Source organism: Undibacterium sp. Ji50W (assembly GCF_049340445.1).
Classification (GTDB): domain Bacteria; phylum Pseudomonadota; class Gammaproteobacteria; order Burkholderiales; family Burkholderiaceae_D; genus Undibacterium.
Map to the genome: position 1 here is coordinate 1 of NZ_JBMPOX010000039.1, position 21708 is coordinate 21708.

General features: G+C 52.1%; 13 protein-coding genes and 2 tRNA genes. 8 read left to right on the top strand and 7 right to left on the bottom strand.

Annotated features, from left to right (window positions below; translation table 11 throughout):
- Positions 1 to 221 precede the first annotated feature (221 nt).
- Complete coding sequence (xth, locus tag ACO0K9_RS27525; protein ID WP_422990514.1) at positions 222 to 986, top strand: exodeoxyribonuclease III; 765 nt, start codon at positions 222 to 224, stop codon at positions 984 to 986.
- A gap of 31 nt (positions 987 to 1017) precedes the next feature.
- Positions 1018 to 1533 carry a GNAT family N-acetyltransferase gene (locus tag ACO0K9_RS27530; RefSeq protein ID WP_422990516.1) on the top strand — a complete coding sequence of 172 codons (516 nt, stop codon included), beginning with the start codon at positions 1018 to 1020 and terminating at the stop codon, positions 1531 to 1533.
- 9 nt (positions 1534 to 1542) lie between these two features.
- Here ACO0K9_RS27530 and ACO0K9_RS27535 read toward each other — a convergent pair whose 3' ends face one another.
- Both ACO0K9_RS27535 and ACO0K9_RS27540 read right to left on the bottom strand, forming a co-directional pair.
- Positions 1543 to 2013, bottom strand: coding sequence for a DUF1854 domain-containing protein (locus tag ACO0K9_RS27535; protein WP_422990518.1), 471 nt, complete (start codon positions 2011 to 2013; stop codon positions 1543 to 1545).
- Positions 2014 to 2017: 4 nt separating this feature from the next.
- On the bottom strand, positions 2018 to 4288 hold the full coding sequence (locus ACO0K9_RS27540; protein ID WP_422990520.1) for an ABC transporter ATP-binding protein: 2271 nt from the start codon (positions 4286 to 4288) through the stop codon (positions 2018 to 2020).
- A gap of 446 nt (positions 4289 to 4734) precedes the next feature.
- Here ACO0K9_RS27540 and cphA (ACO0K9_RS27545) point away from each other — a divergent pair, with 446 nt between their 5' ends.
- Both cphA (ACO0K9_RS27545) and cphA (ACO0K9_RS27550) read left to right on the top strand, forming a co-directional pair.
- The gene (cphA, locus tag ACO0K9_RS27545; protein WP_422990522.1) at positions 4735 to 6912 is read left to right on the top strand and encodes a cyanophycin synthetase; all 2178 of its coding nucleotides are present in this window, start codon (positions 4735 to 4737) and stop codon (positions 6910 to 6912) included.
- Between the two features lie 252 nt (positions 6913 to 7164).
- Positions 7165 to 9735 (top strand): cyanophycin synthetase, encoded by a 2571-nt coding sequence (cphA, locus tag ACO0K9_RS27550; RefSeq protein ID WP_422990524.1) that lies wholly within the window; start codon positions 7165 to 7167, stop codon positions 9733 to 9735.
- A 97-nt stretch (positions 9736 to 9832) separates the two neighbouring features.
- On the opposite strand, the gene ACO0K9_RS27555 is transcribed toward cphA (ACO0K9_RS27550), so the two are convergent.
- Both ACO0K9_RS27555 and ACO0K9_RS27560 read right to left on the bottom strand, forming a co-directional pair.
- Entirely contained in the window at positions 9833 to 10177 is a 345-nt protein-coding gene (locus ACO0K9_RS27555; protein ID WP_422990526.1) for a ribbon-helix-helix domain-containing protein, read from the bottom strand.
- A gap of 58 nt (positions 10178 to 10235) precedes the next feature.
- Entirely contained in the window at positions 10236 to 10817 is a 582-nt protein-coding gene (locus ACO0K9_RS27560; RefSeq protein WP_422990528.1) for a DJ-1/PfpI family protein, read from the bottom strand.
- Positions 10818 to 11154: 337 nt separating this feature from the next.
- Between ACO0K9_RS27560 and ACO0K9_RS27565 the strand changes: the two genes are divergently transcribed.
- Positions 11155 to 12459 (top strand): GGDEF domain-containing protein, encoded by a 1305-nt coding sequence (locus tag ACO0K9_RS27565; RefSeq protein WP_422990529.1) that lies wholly within the window; start codon positions 11155 to 11157, stop codon positions 12457 to 12459.
- 44 nt (positions 12460 to 12503) lie between these two features.
- On the opposite strand, the gene ACO0K9_RS27570 is transcribed toward ACO0K9_RS27565, so the two are convergent.
- Positions 12504 to 13001, bottom strand: coding sequence for a DinB family protein (locus ACO0K9_RS27570; protein WP_422990531.1), 498 nt, complete (start codon positions 12999 to 13001; stop codon positions 12504 to 12506).
- Positions 13002 to 13010: 9 nt separating this feature from the next.
- Positions 13011 to 15116, bottom strand: coding sequence for an excinuclease ABC subunit UvrB (gene uvrB, locus ACO0K9_RS27575; RefSeq protein ID WP_422990533.1), 2106 nt, complete (start codon positions 15114 to 15116; stop codon positions 13011 to 13013).
- Positions 15117 to 15214: 98 nt separating this feature from the next.
- Between uvrB and ACO0K9_RS27580 the strand changes: the two genes are divergently transcribed.
- From ACO0K9_RS27580 to ACO0K9_RS27590, 3 genes are all read left to right on the top strand, one after another.
- A complete protein-coding gene (locus tag ACO0K9_RS27580) occupies positions 15215 to 16429 on the top strand; it encodes an aromatic amino acid transaminase (protein ID WP_422990535.1) in 1215 nt (404 codons plus the stop codon).
- 59 nt (positions 16430 to 16488) lie between these two features.
- Positions 16489 to 16564: transfer RNA gene (locus ACO0K9_RS27585), tRNA-Asn, on the top strand.
- 76 nt (positions 16565 to 16640) lie between these two features.
- Positions 16641 to 16716 (top strand) — tRNA-Asn (locus ACO0K9_RS27590).
- Positions 16717 to 17338: 622 nt separating this feature from the next.
- On the opposite strand, the gene ACO0K9_RS27595 is transcribed toward ACO0K9_RS27590, so the two are convergent.
- Positions 17339 to 21708, bottom strand: a 4370-nt coding sequence (locus ACO0K9_RS27595) for a beta strand repeat-containing protein (protein WP_422990537.1), incomplete at its 5' end; no start/stop codon positions are given.

Here is a 21708-nt window from a genome sequence, read left to right on the forward strand (position 1 = left end):
CTTATCGGTCTCTGTTTTTGAGAAAACTGAGATTTCATGCGCCTTTCAGACCGATGACTACATTTCTGAAACAGCACCCAACGCTAACCAATTGAATTTATTCGACTTTTAACCGGACGCTAGTGATAGAAACCGTATAATAATGCTCAGCCAAGCTGTGTCAGCACAGCCACATTAATCCGGATGCGCGACAAAAACGCATCAACACAATCGATAAAAACATGAAATTAGTTACCTGGAACGTTAACTCCCTGAAGGTCAGGCTGCCGCAAGTCTTGCAGTGGCTGGAAACCAATCCTGTCGATGTCCTGTGCATACAGGAAACCAAACTGACGGATGACAAATTCCCGCAGGCAGAGATAGAAGCCGCCGGTTACCAGGTCGCCTTTACCGGACAAAAAACCTATAACGGTGTGGCGATTTTATCGAAACACCCGATCACAGATGTACAGAAAAACAATCCTCAGTTTGAAGATGAACAGCAACGCATCATTGCGGCCACCATACTGGGCATGCGCATCATTTGCGCCTATGTACCGAATGGTCAGGCGCCGGATTCCGATAAATTCCAGTACAAGCTGAAATGGCTGGCATCGCTGGAAAACTGGATCAGGGAAGAAATGACACGCCACCCCAAACTGGCCGTACTGGGTGATTACAATATCGCCCCCGAAGACCGCGATGTGCATGACCCCGCCGCCTGGGTAGGCATGAACCTGGTGTCACCAGAAGAAAGAACTGCCCTGAAAAACCTGATTGCCCTGGGTCTGACAGACAGCTTCCGCCAGTTTGAACAGGCAGAAAAATCCTTTAGCTGGTGGGATTACCGTGCGCTGGGCTTCCGCCTGAACAAAGGTGTGCGCATAGACCACATCCTGTTGTCGGCAGAGCTGGCAAAACAATGCACGTCCTGCGTCATCGACCGCGTGCCACGCAAGTGGGAGCAACCATCGGATCATGCGCCGGTGATTGCGACGATTGGTTAGTGTAGTGCTGCACTAGCTTCCAGGAATAAAAATGCAGATACTCAGCACGGAAAGATTGAATTTAAGAGTCATGACCATCGATGACGCGAACTTTTATCTGACGCTGATCAATGACCCCAGCTTCATCGAGAATATCCACGACAAGGGTATACGTACAGTGGAAGCCGCAAAGGAAGCCATCATCAATGGGCCGCTGACCAGCCAGGCAAAGAATGGCTTCAGTCTGTATGTGGTTGAACGCAAGGACGATGCGCAGCCCATGGGAATATGTGGTCTGGTAAAACGCGAAACCCTGAAAAATATCGACATCGGCTATGCTTTTCTGCCGCAGTATGTGGGCCAGGGTTATGCCAGGGAAGCCGCCAGGGCCGTTGTCGATTATGCGCACAGCCATTTGCAGTTGTCGACACTGGCTGCCATCACCTCGCCCACGAATGACAACTCGAATAAATTGCTGCAAAGCCTGGGTTTTGTGCTGGAAGCCGTTGTGGTACTGGCTGGTGAAACGAAAGACACCAACCTCTACGCACACGAATTTGCCAACTAACGGGATGTATTACAGGAAGCGATCCAGAATTTTGCGGCTGTGCCTGTCTATTTCAAACATGTCACGTATCAAAAACTGTATGCCGTGATTGTCGGTAATCAGTAAGGATGCGCGGCCAATACGGCGGATGTCTTCATCGCCTTTCAGTACAAATTCTGTCTCGCCCCTGTCGGTGCTGACTTTCCAGGTGCAGGGCAAGGCAAAGCTGGTGACGCTGGCAATACGGCTGATTTCGGGCATGAATTCGCGCCCTTCCAGCTCTTCCAGTACCAGTATCCTGGACTTTTCCGACAAATCGTCAAGCTGATCTATCCACGCCACTTCGCGGCCATCGCTCAATACCATGGAGATGCTGATCAATGGCGACTGGATAGGAAATGCCCTGACCGGACTGACACCTTCAAATACTTCACCGGCTTCATTGGTGAGGATGAGTTTGCCAAACGCATTGCGGCTGAGTTCAAATTTTGTAGTGCTCATGTGTTCAATCCTCCGCCAGCTCTGCCACGTTTTCTGCCGCATTCCGTGCCTGTGCCTGATACAGCCTGTAGTAGGCTCCTTCTTTCGCCATCAATTCATCATGGCCACCTACTTCCACAACCTGGCCACGGTCCAGCACCACCAGGCGGTCGGCCTTGTGCAGCGTCGATAAGCGATGGGCAATGGCGATAGTGGTACGGCCTTGTACCAGATTATCCAGCGCTTTCTGGATTTCTTTTTCTGTTTGTGAATCGACAGAAGAGGTGGCTTCATCCATGATCAAAATACGTGGATCGATCAGCAAGGCGCGGGCAATAGAAATACGCTGGCGCTCACCACCCGATAAGCCCTGGCCACGTTCACCGACCATGGAATCATAGCCCTGCGGCAAACGCAGTATGAATTCATGGGCATGCGCAGCACGCGCTGCGGCAATGATTTCATCACGGCTTGCAGCCGGTTTGCCATAGGCGATATTTTCGGCAATGGTGCCGAAGAACAGGAAAGGTTCTTGCAATACCAGACCGATATTGCTGCGGTAATCTGATACCGCAAACGAACGTATATCCACACCATCCAATAAAATCGCGCCTTCGGATACATCGTAGAAACGGCAGATCAGGTTGACCAGCGTACTTTTGCCAGAACCGCTATGCCCCACCAAGCCGATCATTTCACCCGGCTTGATGTTCAGATTGATGCCGCGATTCACCGCCCGGTTACCGTAGCGAAAACCGACTTCGCGCAATTCTATCTGGCCTTTGACTTCTTTTACCTTCACCGGATTTTGCGGATCAGGCACGCTTGATACATGGTCAAGGATGTCGAAAATACGCTTGGCTGCCGACGCCGATTTCTGCGTCACTGAAACGATGCGGCTCATGGAATCAATACGGCCATAGAAATTGCTGATAAAGGCAACAGCAGCCACCAGCGCACCGACGGTAATTTCATTACGCGATACCTGCCAGATACCAAAACCCCAGACTACCAGGATGCCCAGATCAGTCAGGAAGGATACTGTCGGTGAAAACAATGACCACACCTTGTTGAGTTTGTCATTGACGGCCAGATTATGTTTGTTCGCTTCACGGAAACGACCTGCTTCGCGCGTCTCCTGGGCAAAGGCCTTGACCACGCGTATGCCGGGTATGGTATCGGCCAGCACGTTGGTGACCTCACCCCAGACCCTGTCTATCTTTTCAAAACCGGTACGCAGTTTGTCACGTACCAGATGGATCATCCAGGCGATAAAGGGCAAAGGCAGCAAGGTCACCAGGGCCAGCTTGGTATTGATTTGCAACAGCGCCACCGCCGTCATGAAAAACATCAATACATCGGTCGCAAAATCCAGCAGATGCAGGGACAGGTAAACGCAGATGCGGTCACTTTCACTGCCTATGCGCGACATCAGGTCACCGGTACGTTTGCCGCCAAAATATTCGAGCGACAGTTTCAACAAATGTTCATACGTGGCAGTACGCAAATCCGCCCCTATGCGCTCGGACACCAGGGCCAGGATATAGGTCTTGCCCCAGCTTAGCAGCCAGGCAACCACGGCTGAACCGAGCAGGCCACCGATGTAGATCATCACCAGTTTAGGGTCGACATATTGACCGTTCTGGTAAGGGATCAATACCTCATCCGTCAATGGCTTGGTCAGGTAGCGCGGGATCATATGCGCTGCCGTACCCAGCAACATCAGGGTAAAGCCAATGGACAGTTGCAGACGGTAAGGATGGGCAAAGCGCCACAGGCGCAGCAAGGTCCAGGTGGATGGCGGCGTATAGATGACCTTGGTGCAGACCGGGCATTCATCCTGATCTGGCTCCAGCACAGCCTTGCAGCTAGGACAGATATTTTGTTCGGCACGTACCACCGGCTTGCCGGTCACATGACTTTGCAACTGTTCCTTGAACTGATCCAGCAGGCGTATTGCATGCAGGTTCTGGCCCAGGGTAAAACGCCAGTTGGCCAGCAAGCCCTGCTCATCTGTCAATTCCAGATGACCTACACCGGCATGATCGTGATGACTTAATTGCAAGCCCTGGCGAAATTCCCATTCCTGCCAGTCAGTGGCGTCAGGTGCTTTTGTCAGCAAACGGCGGTCAGTGAGAACCAGCATGCCTTTGCGAAAGCGAAGTTTGCTGTCGAGGTCAACCTCAAGGGTGGTCAAGACGTTTTCGCCTTGTGTGATCTGTTTGCTCAATTCGGCTTGCCAGCTCGCAGGTAGCGACAGAACAGGCTGCTCTGGATTGAATTGTGTTGTGGTCATCGTGAAACGAACTCCGGCTCAAGAGCTGGTCCTGAATAAAATCAGGACATATTTTTTAGCAAAAGGGATAACTTGGTTTCCGTTTCAGGCATAAGCCATGTCACGGAAGCAGCAATTTACGGTATTCTATCGAAAGAAAAATAATCAGGTAAATCTGATCAAGAGGATGAACTGCTTTTGCGCTGGCGCGCAAGTATATCAGCAAGCGTGCCTTTCCAATTCGCTTTCAATACGATATACCACGTGCCATTACTACTTTAGCAAGACTTCCTTGCGGAAAAATGGTTCATTCAGGGAAACGAAGAAAAGCTCTACAATTGGACTCAGGAAAAATGTTACGGCAAGCTGTAACAAGTTGCAGCAACGCATAGGCGCGATTTTATGCAAGTCCTGCAAAAAATGACAAGATCTGGTCTGTATAACCAGGCTTATAAAAGTTTACATACATGACAACAAACAAGAAAGACATCCGCATTCTTAGCGCAACACACTTGCGTGGCCCGAATATCTGGACTTACCGCCCTGTCATAGAAGCAGTGCTGGATATTGGTGCGCTGGAAGAATTTCCATCGAATAAGATTCCCGGCCTGTACGAACGCCTGACTGCCTGGTTGCCAGGCATCATAGAACATCGCTGTGGTGTCGGTGAACGCGGCGGATTTCTTGAACGTCTGCGCGAAGGTACCTGGTCAGGCCATATCCTTGAACACGTCGCGCTGGAATTGCAAAACCTGGCGGGCATGCGTACCGGTTTTGGCCAGACCCGCTCTACCAATGTGGCCGGTGTCTACAAAATGGCATTCCGCACCCGTGAAGAACAGGTTGGCCGCGCTGCCCTGCAAATCGGACGTGATTTGCTGATGGCGGCGATAGAAGATCAGCCCTTTGACGTGCAGGCAAAAGTGAGCGAATTGCGTGAACTAGTCGATGACCGCTGCCTGGGACCGAGTACCGCCAGCATCGTTGATGCCGCGACGGAGCGCCGCATTCCTTCCATACGCCTGACCGATGGCAACCTGGTGCAACTGGGCCATGGCGCTGCACAACGTCGCATCTGGACGGCTGAAACCGATCGTACTGGCGCGATTGCTGAAAGCATCGCCAGCGACAAAGACCTGACCAAGACCCTGCTGCAATCCTGCGGTGTGCCGGTGCCTGAAGGTTCACTGGTGCGCAGTGCCGAAGAAGCCTGGGAAGAAGCACAGGATATCGGCCTGCCGGTCGTCATCAAACCGTATGACGGTAACCATGGCCGTGGTGTTTCATTAAACCTGATGAGCAAGGAAGACGTGATTGCCGCCTATGAACTGGCAGCCCGCAAGGGTGAAAGCAAAAGCGTCATCGTCGAACGTTTTGTCACCGGTGACGAGCATCGCGTGCTGGTGGTCGGTAACCAGGTGGTCGCGGTTGGCAAAGGTGAATCGCTGTGGGTGACTGGCGATGGCACATCGAATATCACCGAACTGGTTGATAGCCAGATCAACATCGACCCGCGCCGTGGCACCACCGAAGATTGCCCGCTGAATGCACTGGACCCTGCCGCTGGCGCAGAAATCATACTGGAATTAAAACGCCAGGGCATGGATGCCAATTCCATCCCGCTGGCCGGACAAAAAGTCCTGATACAGCCTAACGGTAACGTCGCACTGGATGTCACCGACCAGATACATCCCGAGATTGCTTACGCCGCGACGCTGGCGGCGCGTATCATCGGCCTGGATATTGCTGGTGTTGATCTGGTTGCAGAAGACATTTCCCGCCCCATGCTGGAACAGGGTGCAGCGATTATCGAAGTCAACGCCAGCCCGGGCCTGCTGGCCCACATCAAACCGGCAAATGGCGAAGGCCGTCCGGTTGGCAAGGCCATCATCAATCATTTGTTTGCACCGGATGAAACCGGTCGCATCAGCATCGTCGGCGTTGCCGGTACCAAAGGCTGCAGCCTGATCGCCCGCCTGATCGGTGCACTGATCCATATCAGCGGCAAGGAAACCGGGGTCGCCTGCGCCCAGGGCCTGTACCTGAACAAGCGTCTGGTCACCGATGGCAATTGCGCCAACTGGGAAGCAGGTCAGCGTTTGCTGATCAACCGCTCGGTACAGGCTGCGGTGTTTGAAACCAATGCCAAAACCATACTCACTGACGGTCTGGCGTATGACAAATGCGCCGTCGGTGTCGTCACCGATCTCGAAGGTTATGCCGACTTGGCCGCCCACTACATCGACAGCCCGGACCAGATGCGCAAGATCATCCGCACCCAGGTTGATGTCATCCTGCCGGATGGTGTAGCGGTATTGAATGCGGCTGACCCTGCTGTGGTGGACCTGGCAGAACTATGTGACGGTAAGGTGATTTATTACGGCCTGGACCCGGAACTGGAAGCCATCGTCAAGCATCGTGCCCTGGGTGAGCGCGTGGTATTTTTGCGTGATCAACATATCGTCCTGGCGGATGGGAAAAACGAATCTGCCCTGCTGCCATTGAGCTCATTGAAACCCGCCAAGGTCGCGCAACTGGAAAGTGTACTGGCATCAGTCGCCGCAGCCTGGGCCCTGAATATCACGCCGGAATTGATAGGTGCCGGACTGCGGACTTTTGACTCCAGCCAGAAACCTGCGTATTGAGTCAATGAGTAAAGCGGAGTAACGCGGAGTGACCCGCAGTGACACATTCAGACATACCGTGCCAGGTGCTCACAAAAGAACACTGGCACAAATAATTATTGACGTATTTTCTTAGAATTTTCTGCTTATTTGCTGCTTATTTTCTACTTATTTGCTATTTCTCTGACGGTGTGATCCCTGGCTTGTAAAAAGCCAGTATGCTGAAACGCAGCGCACCGTTGTTTGACGCCTTTTTCAACAGGACTAAGTTTTATGGAAGTATCACGCATCCGTGCCCTGCGCGGTCCCAATCTCTGGAGCCACCATACGGCCATAGAAGCGATTGTTACCTGCACCAAGGAAGAGCTGTCAATTGCTGGCCTGAACGGATTTGAAGACCGTTTGCGTGCCTTGTTCCCTGAATTGAGCATCTTGCAGCCCACCGGTCATGATGACGCCATCCCCATGGCCCATGTATTTGAACTAACCGCCCTTGGTCTGCAGGCAGAAGCCGGTTGCCCGGTCACATTCAGCCGCACCACACAAACCCTGGAAGCCGGCGTCTTCCAGGTCGTGGTCGAATACAGCGAAGAAGCAGTGGGCCGCCTGGCTGTGGAACTGGCAGAAAAACTCATACAGGCAGCGCTGAAACACGAATCCTTTGACCTGACCGCCGCGCTGGATCAATTGCGTGAACTGGATGAAGATGTGCGCCTGGGTCCGTCAACCGGCTCCATCGTGAATGCCGCCGTGGCCCGCAATATCCCGTACCGCCGCCTGACCGATGGCAGCCTGGTCGCCTTTGGCTGGGGCAGCCGCCAGCGCAAGATACAGGCCGCCGAAATGGATGGCACCAGCGCCATTGCCGAAGCCATTGCGCAAGACAAGGAACTGACCAAAAAATTGCTGCACGCAGCTGGTGTGCCTGTGCCGCTGGGACGTTCAGTATCCGACCCTGACGATGCCTGGAAAGCCGCGCAGGAAATTGGCCTGCCAGTGGTCGTCAAACCCAAGGACGGCAATCAGGGTAAAGGCGTGACCGTCAACGTGACCACCCGTGAACAACTGGATGCCGGTTTTCATGCCGCCAGTGAATTCCGTGATGACATCCTGGTTGAACGCTTTTTGCCCGGTAATGATTTCCGCCTGCTGGTGGTGGGCAACAAGCTGGTTGCCGCCGCCCGTCGTGACCCGCCACAAGTGGTTGGCGATGGCAAGAAAACCGTCCGGGAACTGGTGGAACAGGTCAATAAAGACCCGCGCCGTGGCAGTGGTCACTCCACTTCCCTGACCAAAATACGCTTCGATGATATTGCCCTCGCCAGCCTGGCGAAACAAGGCTTTGAAGCCGATTCCATCCCGCCCAAAGGCCAGCGCGTTGTCTTGCGCAATAATGCCAACCTGTCGACAGGCGGGGCCGCTACCGATGTCACCGATGATGTGCATCCGGAAGTCGCCGCACGTGCCATCGCTGCTGCACACATGGTCGGCCTGGATATTTGCGGTGTGGACCTGGTCTGCGACAGCGTATTGAAACCCATAGAATTGCAAAACGGTGGCATCGTCGAAGTCAATGCTGCACCGGGCTTGCGCATGCACTTGTCACCGTCCTTTGGCAAGGGCCGCCCGGTCGGTGAAGCCATTATCGCATCCATGTTTGATGACAATGATGACGGACGCATTCCGATTATTGCCGTCACCGGCACCAATGGCAAAACCACCACCGTACGCCTGATCGCCCACCTGCTGACCGCCAGCGGCTTGCGCACAGGCATGACCAATACGGATGGCGTGTACGTAGCTGGCCGCCAGATAGACAGCGGTGATTGCAGTGGCCCGCGCAGCGCCCGCAATGTCTTGTCACATCCGGATGTCGATGCTGCCGTCTTTGAAACTGCCCGTGGTGGTGTCTTGCGCGAAGGTCTGGCGTATGACCGTTGCCAGGTGGCCGTAGTCACCAATATCGGCTCTGGCGATCATCTGGGCCTGAACTACATCACCACAGTTGAAGACCTGGCTGTACTGAAACGCGTGATCGTGCAAAACGTGGCTGACAATGGCTATGCCGTGCTGAATGCGGCTGACCCCATCGTCGCCAACATGGCATCCAACTGCCCTTCTCCCGTCATCTTCTTTGCAGCCGATCACCAGCACCCTGTCATGTCCGCCCACCGTGCTCAGGGCAGACGTGCCGTCTATGTTGAAAATGGCCATCTGGTCGCCGCTGAAGGCAAAACCCGCCATAGCATTCCGCTGTCCGATATTCCCATCACCCGCAATGGCAGCATAGGCTTCCAGGTAGAAAACGTGATGGCATCGGTGGCCGCCGCCTGGGCCGTGAATATCAGTTGGGACAGCATACGCGCCGGCCTGAAAACATTTGCGAATGAAGCCGACAATGCGCCCGGTCGTTTCAATGTATTCAATTTCCGTGGCGCGACCCTGATTGCCGATTATGGCCATAACCCGGACGCCATTCTGGCATTGGTGCGTGCGGTAGAAACCATGCCAGCCAAACGCCGTTCTGTCGTCATCAGCGGTGCCGGTGACCGTCGAGACCAGGACATCCGCCAGCAAACCGAAATCCTCGGTGAAGCGTTTGATGACGTGGTCCTGTACCAGGATCAATGTCAGCGTGGCCGTGCCGACGGTGAAGTCATCGCCCTCTTGCGCGCCGGTCTGGCGAATGCCAGCAAAACCTCACGCGTTGATGAAATCACCGGCGAATTCATCGCGATAGACCTGGCGATGGACAGGCTGGAAGCTGGCGACCTGTGCCTGATCCTTATCGATCAGGTAGAAGAAGCGCTGGAGCATATTGCCCAGCGTGTTGCCGCTGGCTGAGTTTCAAACATGCATCCATAAAAATGCCGGACCTGGTCAAGCCAGTCCGGCATTTTTTTAAGCTTATTTTTTAAACTTATTTTTTAAGATTACCGCATCAGATCAGGAAGCCGCTGCTGCCGTTTTTTGTATTGCGCAAACCGGCAAGTGGCAAGTGCTTGTCGTTGACGATCTCGCCATCCAGCATCAGCGACGTATAGCGCAGGCAGCAAACCCGCAGGAAAGATGAAAAATTGTCGATTTGGCCGCGATACGCCATCAATTCATCATACAGCTTGGTAATGAGCTGATTGATATTCATGCCATCGCGCTCGGCTATTTCCTGCAAGACTTGCCAGAACAGTTTCTCCAGACGTATCGAAGTGACGACACCATGCAGGCGTATGGAACGTGCCTTGGATGCGTACAGGGCCGGATCGGCTTTTACAAAGATCTCACACATCATCCCTCCCGCATATCATCAGCTAAGTCTACGCAATGATTATACGTCAATGTCTGATTTACAATTTAATTTCCGTACCCAGCAATTGCAAGAACTGCCCTATCCAGGCAGGGTGAGCAGGCCACGCTGGGGCAGTCACGAAGTTTTTATAAGTCACCGCTTCCGTCACGGCAATATTGGCGTAATGGCCGCCAGCTGCTTCGACTTCGGGCTGGCAGGCCGGGTAAGCTGAACACTTGACACCCTCCAGCACTTTGGCCGCCGCCAAAATCTGGGCTCCATGGCATACCGCAGCGATGGGTTTATTCGCCTGTGCAAAATGTTGGACGATGGCAATCACTTGCGGATTCAAACGCAAATACTCAGGCGCGCGGCCACCTGGTATCAGCAGCGCATCGTATTCCTCCGCCTTCACACTGACAAAGTCATGGGTGATGGTGAAGCGATGGCCGGGTTTTTCGGTATAGGTTTGCTGTCCTTCAAAATCATGGATGGCAGTGGCGACAAAATCACCCGCCTTCTTGTCCGGACAAACTGCATGAACCTGATGCCCAACGGCCAGCAGGCTCTGGAAAGGCACCATGGCCTCGTAATCTTCCACAAAATCACCCACCAGCATAAGAATTTTCTTGGCAGCCATGATGTCTCCTGATTATGTATAAATGGAAACTGATTGTTGAGCAAATTCAGTGCAAGGTGGTAATGACGGGTTACTACATCATGCAAAAAGACCTCCGTTCGCCCCCAGAAAAATCACCACTTCCTCCTGGTACGATAAGGCGAGGCAGTGTACGGACGACATAGTTGTCATTTAATACACATTAAACCGTAAATTAAGCTTTGAATGCCTTCATTACGTTACATAATTGCCTTATCCGACATAATTGCTCAGCCTTTGTTCTGGAGATGACAAGAACTCGTATAAAATTGATCTTGCATGAACAGCAAAAGCACAGCACCACTCGTATGGAGACAAAATGGCGGAAGTGGAATTATTGTATAAGAATCAGGTAATGCTGTTCACACAGACCTTTTTCATCAAGGACAACAAAAACGAATTATTACTGTGTGCGCACAAATACGATTTCGACATCCTGTTTTTTGTCCAGATGAGCGACTTCGTCATGGCGGTGCAAAGTTCCGAAGGTAACAATCTGTTTGTGATTGACCTGGATGTGCTTTACAACATGCAGGACGACATGCAGCACAATCGTCGTCAAACCATGTTCCTCGGTGATTTGCTGCAACGCCTGCCTGCCGATAAAAATTACATCTTTCTGCAAACGGTACGTCAGGGTGAACGTTTCCTGCTGCAACAAAAACTGGTCAACAGCAATTGCCTGGCCTATGCAGAAAAACCGATTGCCAATGAAGTGCTGGTCGACAAACTGTTCAATATTTTTGCCCAGAATAAACGCGGTGAATCGAATACCGTTGTCTATCTTGGCGACAAGCCTATGCTCGATATCGACTTGCTGGCGGCCAACCAGATAGAATTGTTGCACTATCAGGATGCCCGCTCGCTGCATGTGCGCGTCAAGGAAGTACAACCGGATGTGGTACTGATAGAAGAAGCGCAGTACCTGCAGACCGAGGCATTGGTTCGCGTGCTGAAGAAAAACATAGAATTTGATCCTGGCCGTGAAATCATACTGCTGCAAAGCAGCCAGAACCCGGCCCTCGCCCGCCATGCACTGGATAGCGGTTTTGATGAAATACTGACGCCAAATGATGCCGATGTCCTGACCCGTCAGTTAATCAACCGCATCAATAAAATCCGCGCCAGCAAAGACCTGATTAGCCGCGACCGTGCTACCGGTCTGCTGAACAAAGTGGGCCTGCAAAAGAAAGCCCAGGAATGGATACGCCGCGCTACCAAGGAAGACAAAGCACTGGCGTATGGCATCATCGATATCGACAAATTCAAAACCATCAATGACACCTGGGGCCATTATTTCGGTGATATCGTCATCAAACGCCTGTCTCTGGTCTTGTCTGCACAACTGGGCGAACGCGACCTGTTAAGCCGCTTTGGCGGTGAAGAATTTGTCGTCGTGTTCTGGGACAGTACGCTGGAACAGGGCAAACAAAAGCTGGACGCCATGCGCGAGGCTTTTGGTAAAATCACGTTTGAAGTCAAACCCCGTGAACATAAGAATTTCAGCTTCAGCGGTGGTGTCGCCGACTTCCCCGCCTGCAAGACCGAGAATGAAATGTTTTTAAAGGCAGATGCGATGTTATATCTGGCCAAGGAAGGTGGGCGGAATCAGGTCCGTATTTAGAGTAAATAATTTCGGGTAAATAATTTCGGTAAATGATTTACCTGCTATCTCCCCCGCGACGCCTCTATCTTGCCAAGCAGCCACTGCAATCCGGCCAGGTGCTGTTGATCATGGCTGCATAAATAATGAATCAGGCTGCGCAAAGTCAACGGCCCGTAGCCTTCAAATTCGGCAGTACGATGCAGCTGTTCATCATGCAAATCATGGATGATAGCCATGGTTTTTAGCCTGGCTGATCGAAATGCAGCAAATACCTCAGCCACGTCCTGGCTGGCGTAATCACGTTCTTTGGCCAGGGGTTCACTATCAATCGATGCCAGCAAGGGATGATGCTCATTGAGCGTGCGTTCAAAACGCAGGTGATACCCTTCTATCTCGATATCCCTGATGTGACAGACTTGTTCAATGGCAGTAAACGGCTCGCTGGGCACGCCATCCCATGATGCAGGAGCCCAATGCTGGAAACCTTCCGGAATAAGTGAATAATGTGCTTCCAGCTGCTGCGGGAAGCTTGCAAGTGCATTCAAGGTTACGGCATTCATAGTCATCATTTATTTCACGATAATCGGTTCCAGCGAATCATGTCCACCGGCCCCAAACAATTGCTGTTTGACATGCGCTAACTGATCCCTGACCTGTGCTGCCTTTTCAAATTCCAGGTTCTTCGCATGATCCAGCATGAGTTTTTCCAGGCGCTTGATTTCACGGCTGATCTGTTTCTCGCTCATGACTTCATAACGCGCCTGCTCTTGCGCCACTGCCAGCTCTTCCCGCGCTTCTTGCGGGTTGTAGACGCCGTCGATGATGTCCTTGATCTGTTTGCGTATGCCAACCGGGGTAATATTATTGGCCAGGTTAAAGGCTAACTGCTTGTTGCGACGGCGTTCAGTTTCGCCTATGGCGCGCCGCATGGAATCGGTCATCTTGTCGGCATACAGAATAGCCTTGCCATGCAAATTACGCGCTGCCCGGCCTATAGTCTGGATCAGGCTGCGTTCAGAGCGCAGGAAACCTTCCTTGTCTGCATCCAGTATCGCCACCAATGACACTTCAGGAATATCCAGCCCCTCGCGCAGCAAGTTGATGCCGACCAGCACATCAAAGGTACCCAGACGCAAATCACGGATGATCTCTACCCTTTCGACCGTATCAATATCGCTATGCAGGTAACGTACTTTGATACCGTTTTCCCCCAGGAATTCGGTCAACTGTTCCGACATGCGTTTGGTCAAGGTAGTGACCAGTACCCGCTCCTCTTTTTTTACACGTTCGATAATCTGATTCATCAGATCATCGACCTGGGTCAGGGCCGGACGTACCTCGATTTCCGGGTCCACCAGGCCGGTAGGCCTGACCACCTGTTCTACCGTCTGGTCAGAATGCTTGTCTTCATAATCACCCGGTGTGGCCGAGACAAATACGGTCTGGCGCAATTTGCTTTCGAATTCGGCAAACTTCAAGGGCCTGTTATCCAACGCCGACGGCAGGCGGAAGCCATAATCCACCAGGTTGGTCTTGCGCGCCCGGTCGCCGTTGTACATGCCATTCAACTGACCTGTCAGTACATGTGATTCATCCAGGAACATCAGGGCATCTGCCGGCAAATAATCCACCAGGGTTGGCGGCGGCTCACCGGCCTTGGCACCACTCAGGTGGCGCGAGTAATTTTCAATGCCCTTGGTGAACCCGATCTCTGCCATCATTTCCAGGTCAAAACGGGTGCGCTGCTCTATGCGCTGCTCTTCGATGAGCTTGTTTTCACGACGGAAAAAATCCAGACGCTCACGCAATTCTTCCTTGATGGTATCAATGGCACGCAGGACCGTTTCTCGCGGCGTCACATAGTGCGAACTGGGGTAAACCGTAAAACGCGGTATCTTTTGCTTGATACGCCCGGTCAGCGGATCAAACAATTGCAGGTTTTCGATTTCATCGTCAAACATTTCTACGCGCACAGCCATCTCGGCATGTTCTGCCGGGAATATGTCGATGGTGTCACCACGCACGCGGAAGGTACCGCGCCCAAAATCAACTTCATTGCGCTTGTACTGCATTTGTATCAAACGGGCAATCACATCGCGCTGGCTGACCTTGTCCTTGGCGCGCAGGGTCAAAATCATCTTGTGGTATTCACTGGGGTTACCGATACCATAGATGGCTGACACAGTTGCCACAATGATGACATCCCGCCTTTCCATCAGTGATTTGGTACAGGACAGACGCATCTGTTCTATATGTTCATTGATGGCAGAATCTTTCTCAATAAACAAATCACGCTGCGGAACATACGCTTCTGGTTGATAGTAATCGTAATAACTGACAAAATACTCTACCGCATTGCGTGGAAAGAATTCCCTGAACTCACTGTACAACTGTGCCGCCAGGGTTTTATTAGGTGCAAAAATAATCGCCGGCCTGCCGGTTCTGGCGATGACATTCGCCATCGTATAGGTCTTACCCGACCCCGTCACCCCCAGCAGTGTCTGAAAAAACAAACCGTCACTGATTCCCTCAACCAATTGCGCAATGGCCGCTGGCTGATCACCCGCCGGCTGGAACAATTGATACAACTGATAAGGTGAATCAGGGAAACTGATAAATTTTGCTTCGTCCAGCTGTTCTGACAAAGCCACTGAATTGACTGGTGCTACCGCCATGATGCGATTACCTTTGCTAAAATAGGTGGCTGTACTATGCGATCTGCCTCATTCCAACCTTTACTGTCGGCAACGACAACTCTTTCAATATTATCACGATGACTGCTCCTGCTTCTTCCTCCCTGTTTTCTGCCATAGAAATGGCCCCCCGCGACCCTATCCTGGGCATCACCGAAGCCTTCAATGCTGACCAGAACGCCGCCAAGGTCAACCTGGGCGTAGGCGTATACTATGATGATAATGGCAAGGTGCCATTACTGGAATGCGTCAAAAAAGCCGAAGCTATTTTGATGGAAAAATTCGCCCCACGCACTTATCTGCCTATCGAAGGCCTGGCTGCCTATGATAAAGCAGTGCAGGAACTGGTGTTTGGCGCAGACAGCGCCGTCGTCAAGGAAAAACGCGCGATTACCGCACAAGCCATAGGTGGCACAGGTGCCCTGAAGCTGGGTGCTGATTTCTTGCAACGTTTCAGCCCGAACTCTGAAGTCTGGATCAGCGATCCAAGCTGGGAAAACCACCGCGCCCTGTTTGAATCCGCTGGTTTCAAAGTCAATTCTTACCCGTATTACGATGCCAGCACCCGTGGCGTCAACTTCGCCGGCATGCTTTCCGCATTGAAATCCATGCCTGAAGGCTCCATCGTCCTGTTGCACGCCTGCTGCCACAACCCTACCGGTGCCGACCTGACTGATGATCAATGGACACAAGTGATTGAAGTCGTCAGCACACGTAATCTGGTTCCCTTCCTCGACATGGCTTACCAGGGCTTTGGTGACGGCATCGAAGCCGATGGCAAGGTTGTACGCCGCTTTTCAGAAGCTGGCGGTGCCCTGTTCGTATCCAACTCCTTCTCCAAGTCTTTCTCGCTGTATGGCGAACGTGTCGGTGCCCTGAGCATTGCCGCATCCAGTGCCGAAGAAGCTGCACGCATCATGTCACAATTGAAACGTGTGATCCGTACCAACTACTCCAACCCACCGACCCATGGTGGCCAGGTCGTGGCAACCGTGCTGGCAACGCCAGAACTACGCCAGTTGTGGGAAGAAGAACTGGCAGGCATGCGTGTACGCATACGCGAAATGCGTACTGCTTTCGTCAGCAAGCTCAAGGACAAGGCCCCCGCCCACAACTTTGATTTCGTCATCCAGCAACGTGGCATGTTTTCGTATTCTGGTTTGACAAAAGAACAGGTTGGCCAGTTGCGCGACAAGAATTCCATCTATGCCGTTGATACCGGACGGATCTGCGTAGCCGCCCTCAACAGCAAAAATATCGACAATGTCATAGCGGCGATTACCCAGGTTTTGTAATTCGATTTGGTCAGAGTGTTGACAAACACGGGTCCGGCGCATATAATCTTTGTCTCTGTTCCCTGATAGCTCAGTTGGTAGAGCGACGGACTGTTAATCCGCAGGTCCCTGGTTCGAGTCCAGGTCGGGGAGCCACAGAATTTGAAGTAAGTAGTGAACTTAATAAAAAATCACTACAAAAAAGTTTAACGAAGATGATCAAATCTTCTATTCCCTGATAGCTCAGTTGGTAGAGCGACGGACTGTTAATCCGCAGGTCCCTGGTTCGAGTCCAGGTCGGGGAGCCAAATTTAGGAAAGAGTTACTTGCCCAGGCCAGTAACTCTTTTTTTTCCGCCCTTTTTCCACCATGACCCATGGCACAGCCAGTCTGTCAGAATTCAAAGCTTTGTTTTTATGTACGCGGCGTAAAATCAGGTAGGCAATTCAGATAGCGGCTACTACAAAAATACCGGTTAAGGTACATCTCCGGCCCCCAAAAATTGTACAAGCCTCCCATCCTTTTCCCTTCCAGGAAACACCCTCAAGATCAGCGTCCCAAAAAAGCCCTTCCTTCTTTAGCTTAGAACGTGCTTACGATCTTAGCCATACATCATTTCTTGATCAGATGTTTTCCCTGCAGGATTGCCTGCCTATTCGTTTGCTTACTGAAATGCCCCTGTCAGAGTGATCCTGTCAATTTATCCCCCTCCACTTCCAGGAACTGAATGCGCGGCAAGCTCATTTTTCTCCAGAAAGAAGAACAGCCCGGTCAACAATGCGACCGGGCTGTGAAAGTTCTTTCTAAACCTGCTCTTTTTAAATCCTATTCCGTTCGTATCATTAAAAATACGTTTAACCGAATGGTCATGCCAGCAGCACTGATGTTCTCAAGATTGCAGACTGGCTGTCTTGGTTACAAAGCCTATCCTTACGCAATCAGATTACCAATCGAAATAGTACCAACCGTACCCGTCAATTGTACAAAGAAGTCGGTACTGTCAAACTGGCTGGTATCTGAGCCGGTGTTCTGGAACAGATAAGTACCTGCTGCCGAACCGCCCTGTATCGTGATCAGGTAAGCCTGGCCACTGTTATTGAGAAGGGCAGCCAGGTCACCGGCTATTACCGTCAGATAGTTGGCCGTGGTGGCAGTAGTAATGACATCGACACCCAGAGTCGCCGCGTTGACACCGGTCTTGAAGTAATCCGTACCTGTAGAATTGAAATTACCTACGATGTCTACCTGATTCTTGTTAGACATGTTAGCCCCAGTTTCTATCAGCGTTTCAGAACCAGAACCTGAGAACTGCAGGTTAATGGTATCCACCGCTGCACCACCTGTGACGGTGGTGGAAGCAACACTGGAACCCAGCAAGTTCAGGGTCTGGCCACCGCTACCCAGGGTAATAGTGTTGTCGCCTGTGCTCTTGGTGTAGTTCAAGGTCACGCCAGCACCATCGACGTTAGTAAGGCTGGCTGTACCTGTGCTGCCTGCCACGTTGACGATTTCTATGTTGGCGACCTTAGTGCTCAGATCGATATTCTGGGTTGTGGTAGCGCCGATGCTGAGTATGTCGATGCCATTGCCGCCATCCACCGTGGTCAGGAAGTTGACGATCTGGTTGGCAGTAAAGTTGAATACATCCGTACCAGTACCGCCAATCACACTGACGGCCACGTTGGCCGAGGTGAAGTTATTGGTACCGTTGGCGAGGTTGTACTTTTCTATCGTGCTGATGGCATTGAAAGTACCAGACGTTGTCAGATTCAGTGTTTCTGTTCCTGATGCATTGACGGTGCCGGTAAATTGCGACATCTGGGCTATTGTTGCCGTGATGTTGGCATTATTGACTACCGTCAGGTTTTCAAAACCGGTGATCGTGGCATTGCTGAGGTCAGGGATGGCGGAGAAGAACGCCAGACTATCTGTACCAGTATTACCAGCGGTATAAGTACCGAGGATCGTGACGCCATTCAGGGCCAGGCTGTTATTGCCGTTACCTAAAGACGCTGTGCTGGAAACCGTAGCGTTGATCGTGACGTTGTCGTTACCACTACCACCAGTGTAGTTAACACCCGCCGTGGCAGAGTTCATGTTGACGGTATTGGTACCGGTGGCACTGCCTTTGACAGTCGCCGTGCCTGTCAGGGCATTGGCTGTCCAGGTAAAGCCACCGAGGGTAATGCCGCTGGCATCGACGTTAATCAACGAGGTACTGCTTGCTGGCATGGTCAGGCCTGCATTACCGCTGACATTGATGCTCTTGACCGAGTTACCGAGGATGGTCAACGTGTCATTGAAAAAACCTGTAGGCGTGGCCTGACCATCAACGGTTGTGATATTGAAAGTCTCGACGCCGGATGCCGTAATACCAGTGGTGGCAAAGGCAATAGCAGAAGTGCTGGCATCTGTCAGTGTCAGGTTGACGATATCATTGACACCACCTGCAAACGCCGCATTGGAAATGGTAAAGGCCGTGCCCGAGCCATTCAGCGTGATGTTGCCATTGCTGGGCAAGTTGCTCAATGTCAGTCCATTCGCGCCAGAGAAAGTGACGTCGCTATAGTTACCCAGAGTCTGCAAGTCTACGGTCTGATTGGTGACGCTGGTAAGCCGCAATTTTTCGAAACCAGTGACATTCGCAGCGAAAGTACCCGAACCGGATGCGGTAGCAGCATAGGCGGCTGTCAGCACGATGGTGTCGCTACCCAGGCCAGCATTAACGACGATGGGCAACAAAGCCGTATTGGGGATGAAGGTATCGTCGCCCGTACCACCATTGATGGTGGTAAAGCCCGCTGAAGTGTTGTATGTGATGGTATTGGTGCCATTGGCCAGGTTCAGTATCTTGACATTGCCGATGATGCCACCTGTGTTGCCGTTATTGAGGTTGACAGTACCCGCCGTGGTCAGGGTCAGGGAATCGGTATCTCCCGCATTCCCGTTGATGGTCGTGCCATTCAGGCCAGGAATGCTGGACGTGAACAGGTCATTGGCACCCGGAACGCCCGTAAAAGTGCCACCAGCAGTGACAGAAACGGTATTGGGAATACCAAAATCACCAACAACGATAGATCCTGTCGTCCCTCCCAGTTTGATGAGAAAGTCGCTTGCATCAACCGAACCTGTACTGCCGCCCGAATTTTGGAAAGCATAGGTACCCGCTGCCGTACCGCTGTTGACGACGACGGTATACGCCTGGCCTGTGTTCGCCAGGCTCGCACTCGCCGCCGTCGCTGCCGTGGCAATCGCCGCTGCCAGGTTGCTGGTGTCGGCATTGGCTATCGTCAGGTTAACCAGGGATGTCGCCTGAATCCCGGTACCGAAACTGTCTGCACCAGCCGCCTTGAAATTATTGACCGTATCAATGGCATTGATATTCGAGCCAGTTGTAATCACATCTGCCCCGGCTGCGGTCGTCGACAAATTGATGGTATCGACACCGGAACCGCCAGTGATAGTCGTTGAACCTGTGCCCGTACCCAAAATATTCAAGGTCTGGCCACCAGAACCAAGAGTGATATTACTGATTGGCGTAGCAGCAGACTTGGTGAAGTTCAAAGTCACACCAGCACCGTTTTCGTTAGTGACAGTCCAGGCAGCATTGGTACCGCCAGTGACATTCACTGTTTCTACACCTAATACTTTGGTAGACATGTTCAAAGCCGCAGTAATAGCGTCAACATTGAGCGTATCGTTACCCGCATTGCCGATAATGCTGGTGGCAGCGGTGACAATGGCTGAACTGGCATTGAAGGTATCGTTACCCGTGCCACCAATCAGCAATCCCAATCCACTTGCCGCAGTAAAGGTATTGCTGCCGTTGGCCAGCACATAATTTTCCACATTAGCGTTGCCGCTAAAATTCGCGACAGTCGTGAAGGTGACCGTCTCTGTCGCCGGTGCGTTGATGGTGACAAAGCCGCCAAATTGTGCCGCAGTCATGGTGACAGACGCATTGCTGGCGATGTTGACGATTTCAAAACCACTGACATTGGCCGCGCTGATATTGCTGCCATTGACCAGGTTCAGGGTATCACTACCTGAACCGGCAACAAAGCTGCCGGTGTATGCCTTGCCTTCCATGGTCAAGGTATTATTACCGCCCCCCAGATTGACATTGCCAGCCAACATGGAACTGCCAGAGTTATTCAGGTTGACAGTATCATCGCCACTTCCCGTATTTATGGTGGAAATGCCGGATGTGGTCACGGTGAAACCAATATTGGTTGCCGTATTATCGGTCGCCAGCGTCTTGATATTGGTAATGGTATTGCCGCCACCGATATTGACAGTACCACCGCCAGAGAGGGTGATGGTGTCGGTGTCACCACCATTACCATTGACGGTCGTTCCCACCAGTCCGGCCACATTAGCGGTAAAGTTATCGTTGGTGCCGGGCGTGCCGTTGAATACACCACCTGCAGTCACTGCGATAGCGTTGGCGGCTGCGCCATTGCCAGTGCCATTCGTTGGACTTGTACCTATCGTGCCAGAACTAGCGGTGCCACTACCAGAAAGCGTGACCGCATTCGACGTCGTGATGTTGTTGACACCGCCACCTGTCGCATTCGAAGACGAAGTCACATCATAGACCAGTGCACCACCTGTTACAGAGATCAGGGACAAATCAATATTATTCGCACCGGCGACATCATCAATGATCGTCAGTTGATGTGGGCCCGCGCCAGAGAACGTCAGCACCGGGCCAGTCAAGCTCAATGCAGCACGCGCAGCCACCAGCGCAGCGTACTGGGAAGCAGTGATCACAACAGCAGAGTTCGCTGTGATGTTTTCAATACCGGACAAGGTAGCACCTGCCAGGTTGAGCGCACCGTAAGTGACCAGTGTATCGTTACCTGCACCCAGATTGATGGTGTCTGTCACGATACGTGCCACGCCTGTTGCTGTGGCTTCTGTATTCAGAGCAACACCGTTTTCTGTCACGTTGTAAGTACCGGCAACATAGTTACCCAGCAACACAACGCGGTCAGCACCAGCACCCAGGCTCAGGAAGTTGGCACCACGGCCCAGTGTGACGTCCAGTGAAGATTGTGCTGTCAAGGCACCGGCATCGATGGAGACACCAACAGTTGCGTTCGCAACGTTGAAGTTGTCGATGGCACGAATCGTCAGACGTTCGAGGTGGGTGGTGGTGTTAGCAGCTTGATAGCTGTCAACCAGGGCACCAACGATGGTGTCATTCAACTGGATTTGGGACACTTGGGTGATGGCTGTGTCGTTGGTCAGTTCAATGTTACCGATGTTTTTGATGCCGTTGAAGTCGCCGATGGATG

Bases quoted from the DNA above. Each gene is read 5' to 3' on its own strand.
- xth (WP_422990514.1), top strand. From the start codon at position 222: ATGAAATTAGTTACCTGGAACGTTAACTCCCTGAAGGTCAGGCTGCCG.
- ACO0K9_RS27530 (WP_422990516.1), top strand. From the start codon at position 1,018: ATGCAGATACTCAGCACGGAAAGATTGAATTTAAGAGTCATGACCATC.
- ACO0K9_RS27535 (WP_422990518.1), bottom strand. From the start codon at position 2,013: ATGAGCACTACAAAATTTGAACTCAGCCGCAATGCGTTTGGCAAACTC.
- ACO0K9_RS27540 (WP_422990520.1), bottom strand. From the start codon at position 4,288: ATGACCACAACACAATTCAATCCAGAGCAGCCTGTTCTGTCGCTACCT.
- cphA (WP_422990522.1), top strand. From the start codon at position 4,735: ATGACAACAAACAAGAAAGACATCCGCATTCTTAGCGCAACACACTTG.
- cphA (WP_422990524.1), top strand. From the start codon at position 7,165: ATGGAAGTATCACGCATCCGTGCCCTGCGCGGTCCCAATCTCTGGAGC.
- ACO0K9_RS27555 (WP_422990526.1), bottom strand. From the start codon at position 10,177: ATGTGTGAGATCTTTGTAAAAGCCGATCCGGCCCTGTACGCATCCAAG.
- ACO0K9_RS27560 (WP_422990528.1), bottom strand. From the start codon at position 10,817: ATGGCTGCCAAGAAAATTCTTATGCTGGTGGGTGATTTTGTGGAAGAT.
- ACO0K9_RS27565 (WP_422990529.1), top strand. From the start codon at position 11,155: ATGGCGGAAGTGGAATTATTGTATAAGAATCAGGTAATGCTGTTCACA.
- ACO0K9_RS27570 (WP_422990531.1), bottom strand. From the start codon at position 13,001: ATGAATGCCGTAACCTTGAATGCACTTGCAAGCTTCCCGCAGCAGCTG.
- uvrB (WP_422990533.1), bottom strand. From the start codon at position 15,116: ATGGCGGTAGCACCAGTCAATTCAGTGGCTTTGTCAGAACAGCTGGAC.
- ACO0K9_RS27580 (WP_422990535.1), top strand. From the start codon at position 15,215: ATGACTGCTCCTGCTTCTTCCTCCCTGTTTTCTGCCATAGAAATGGCC.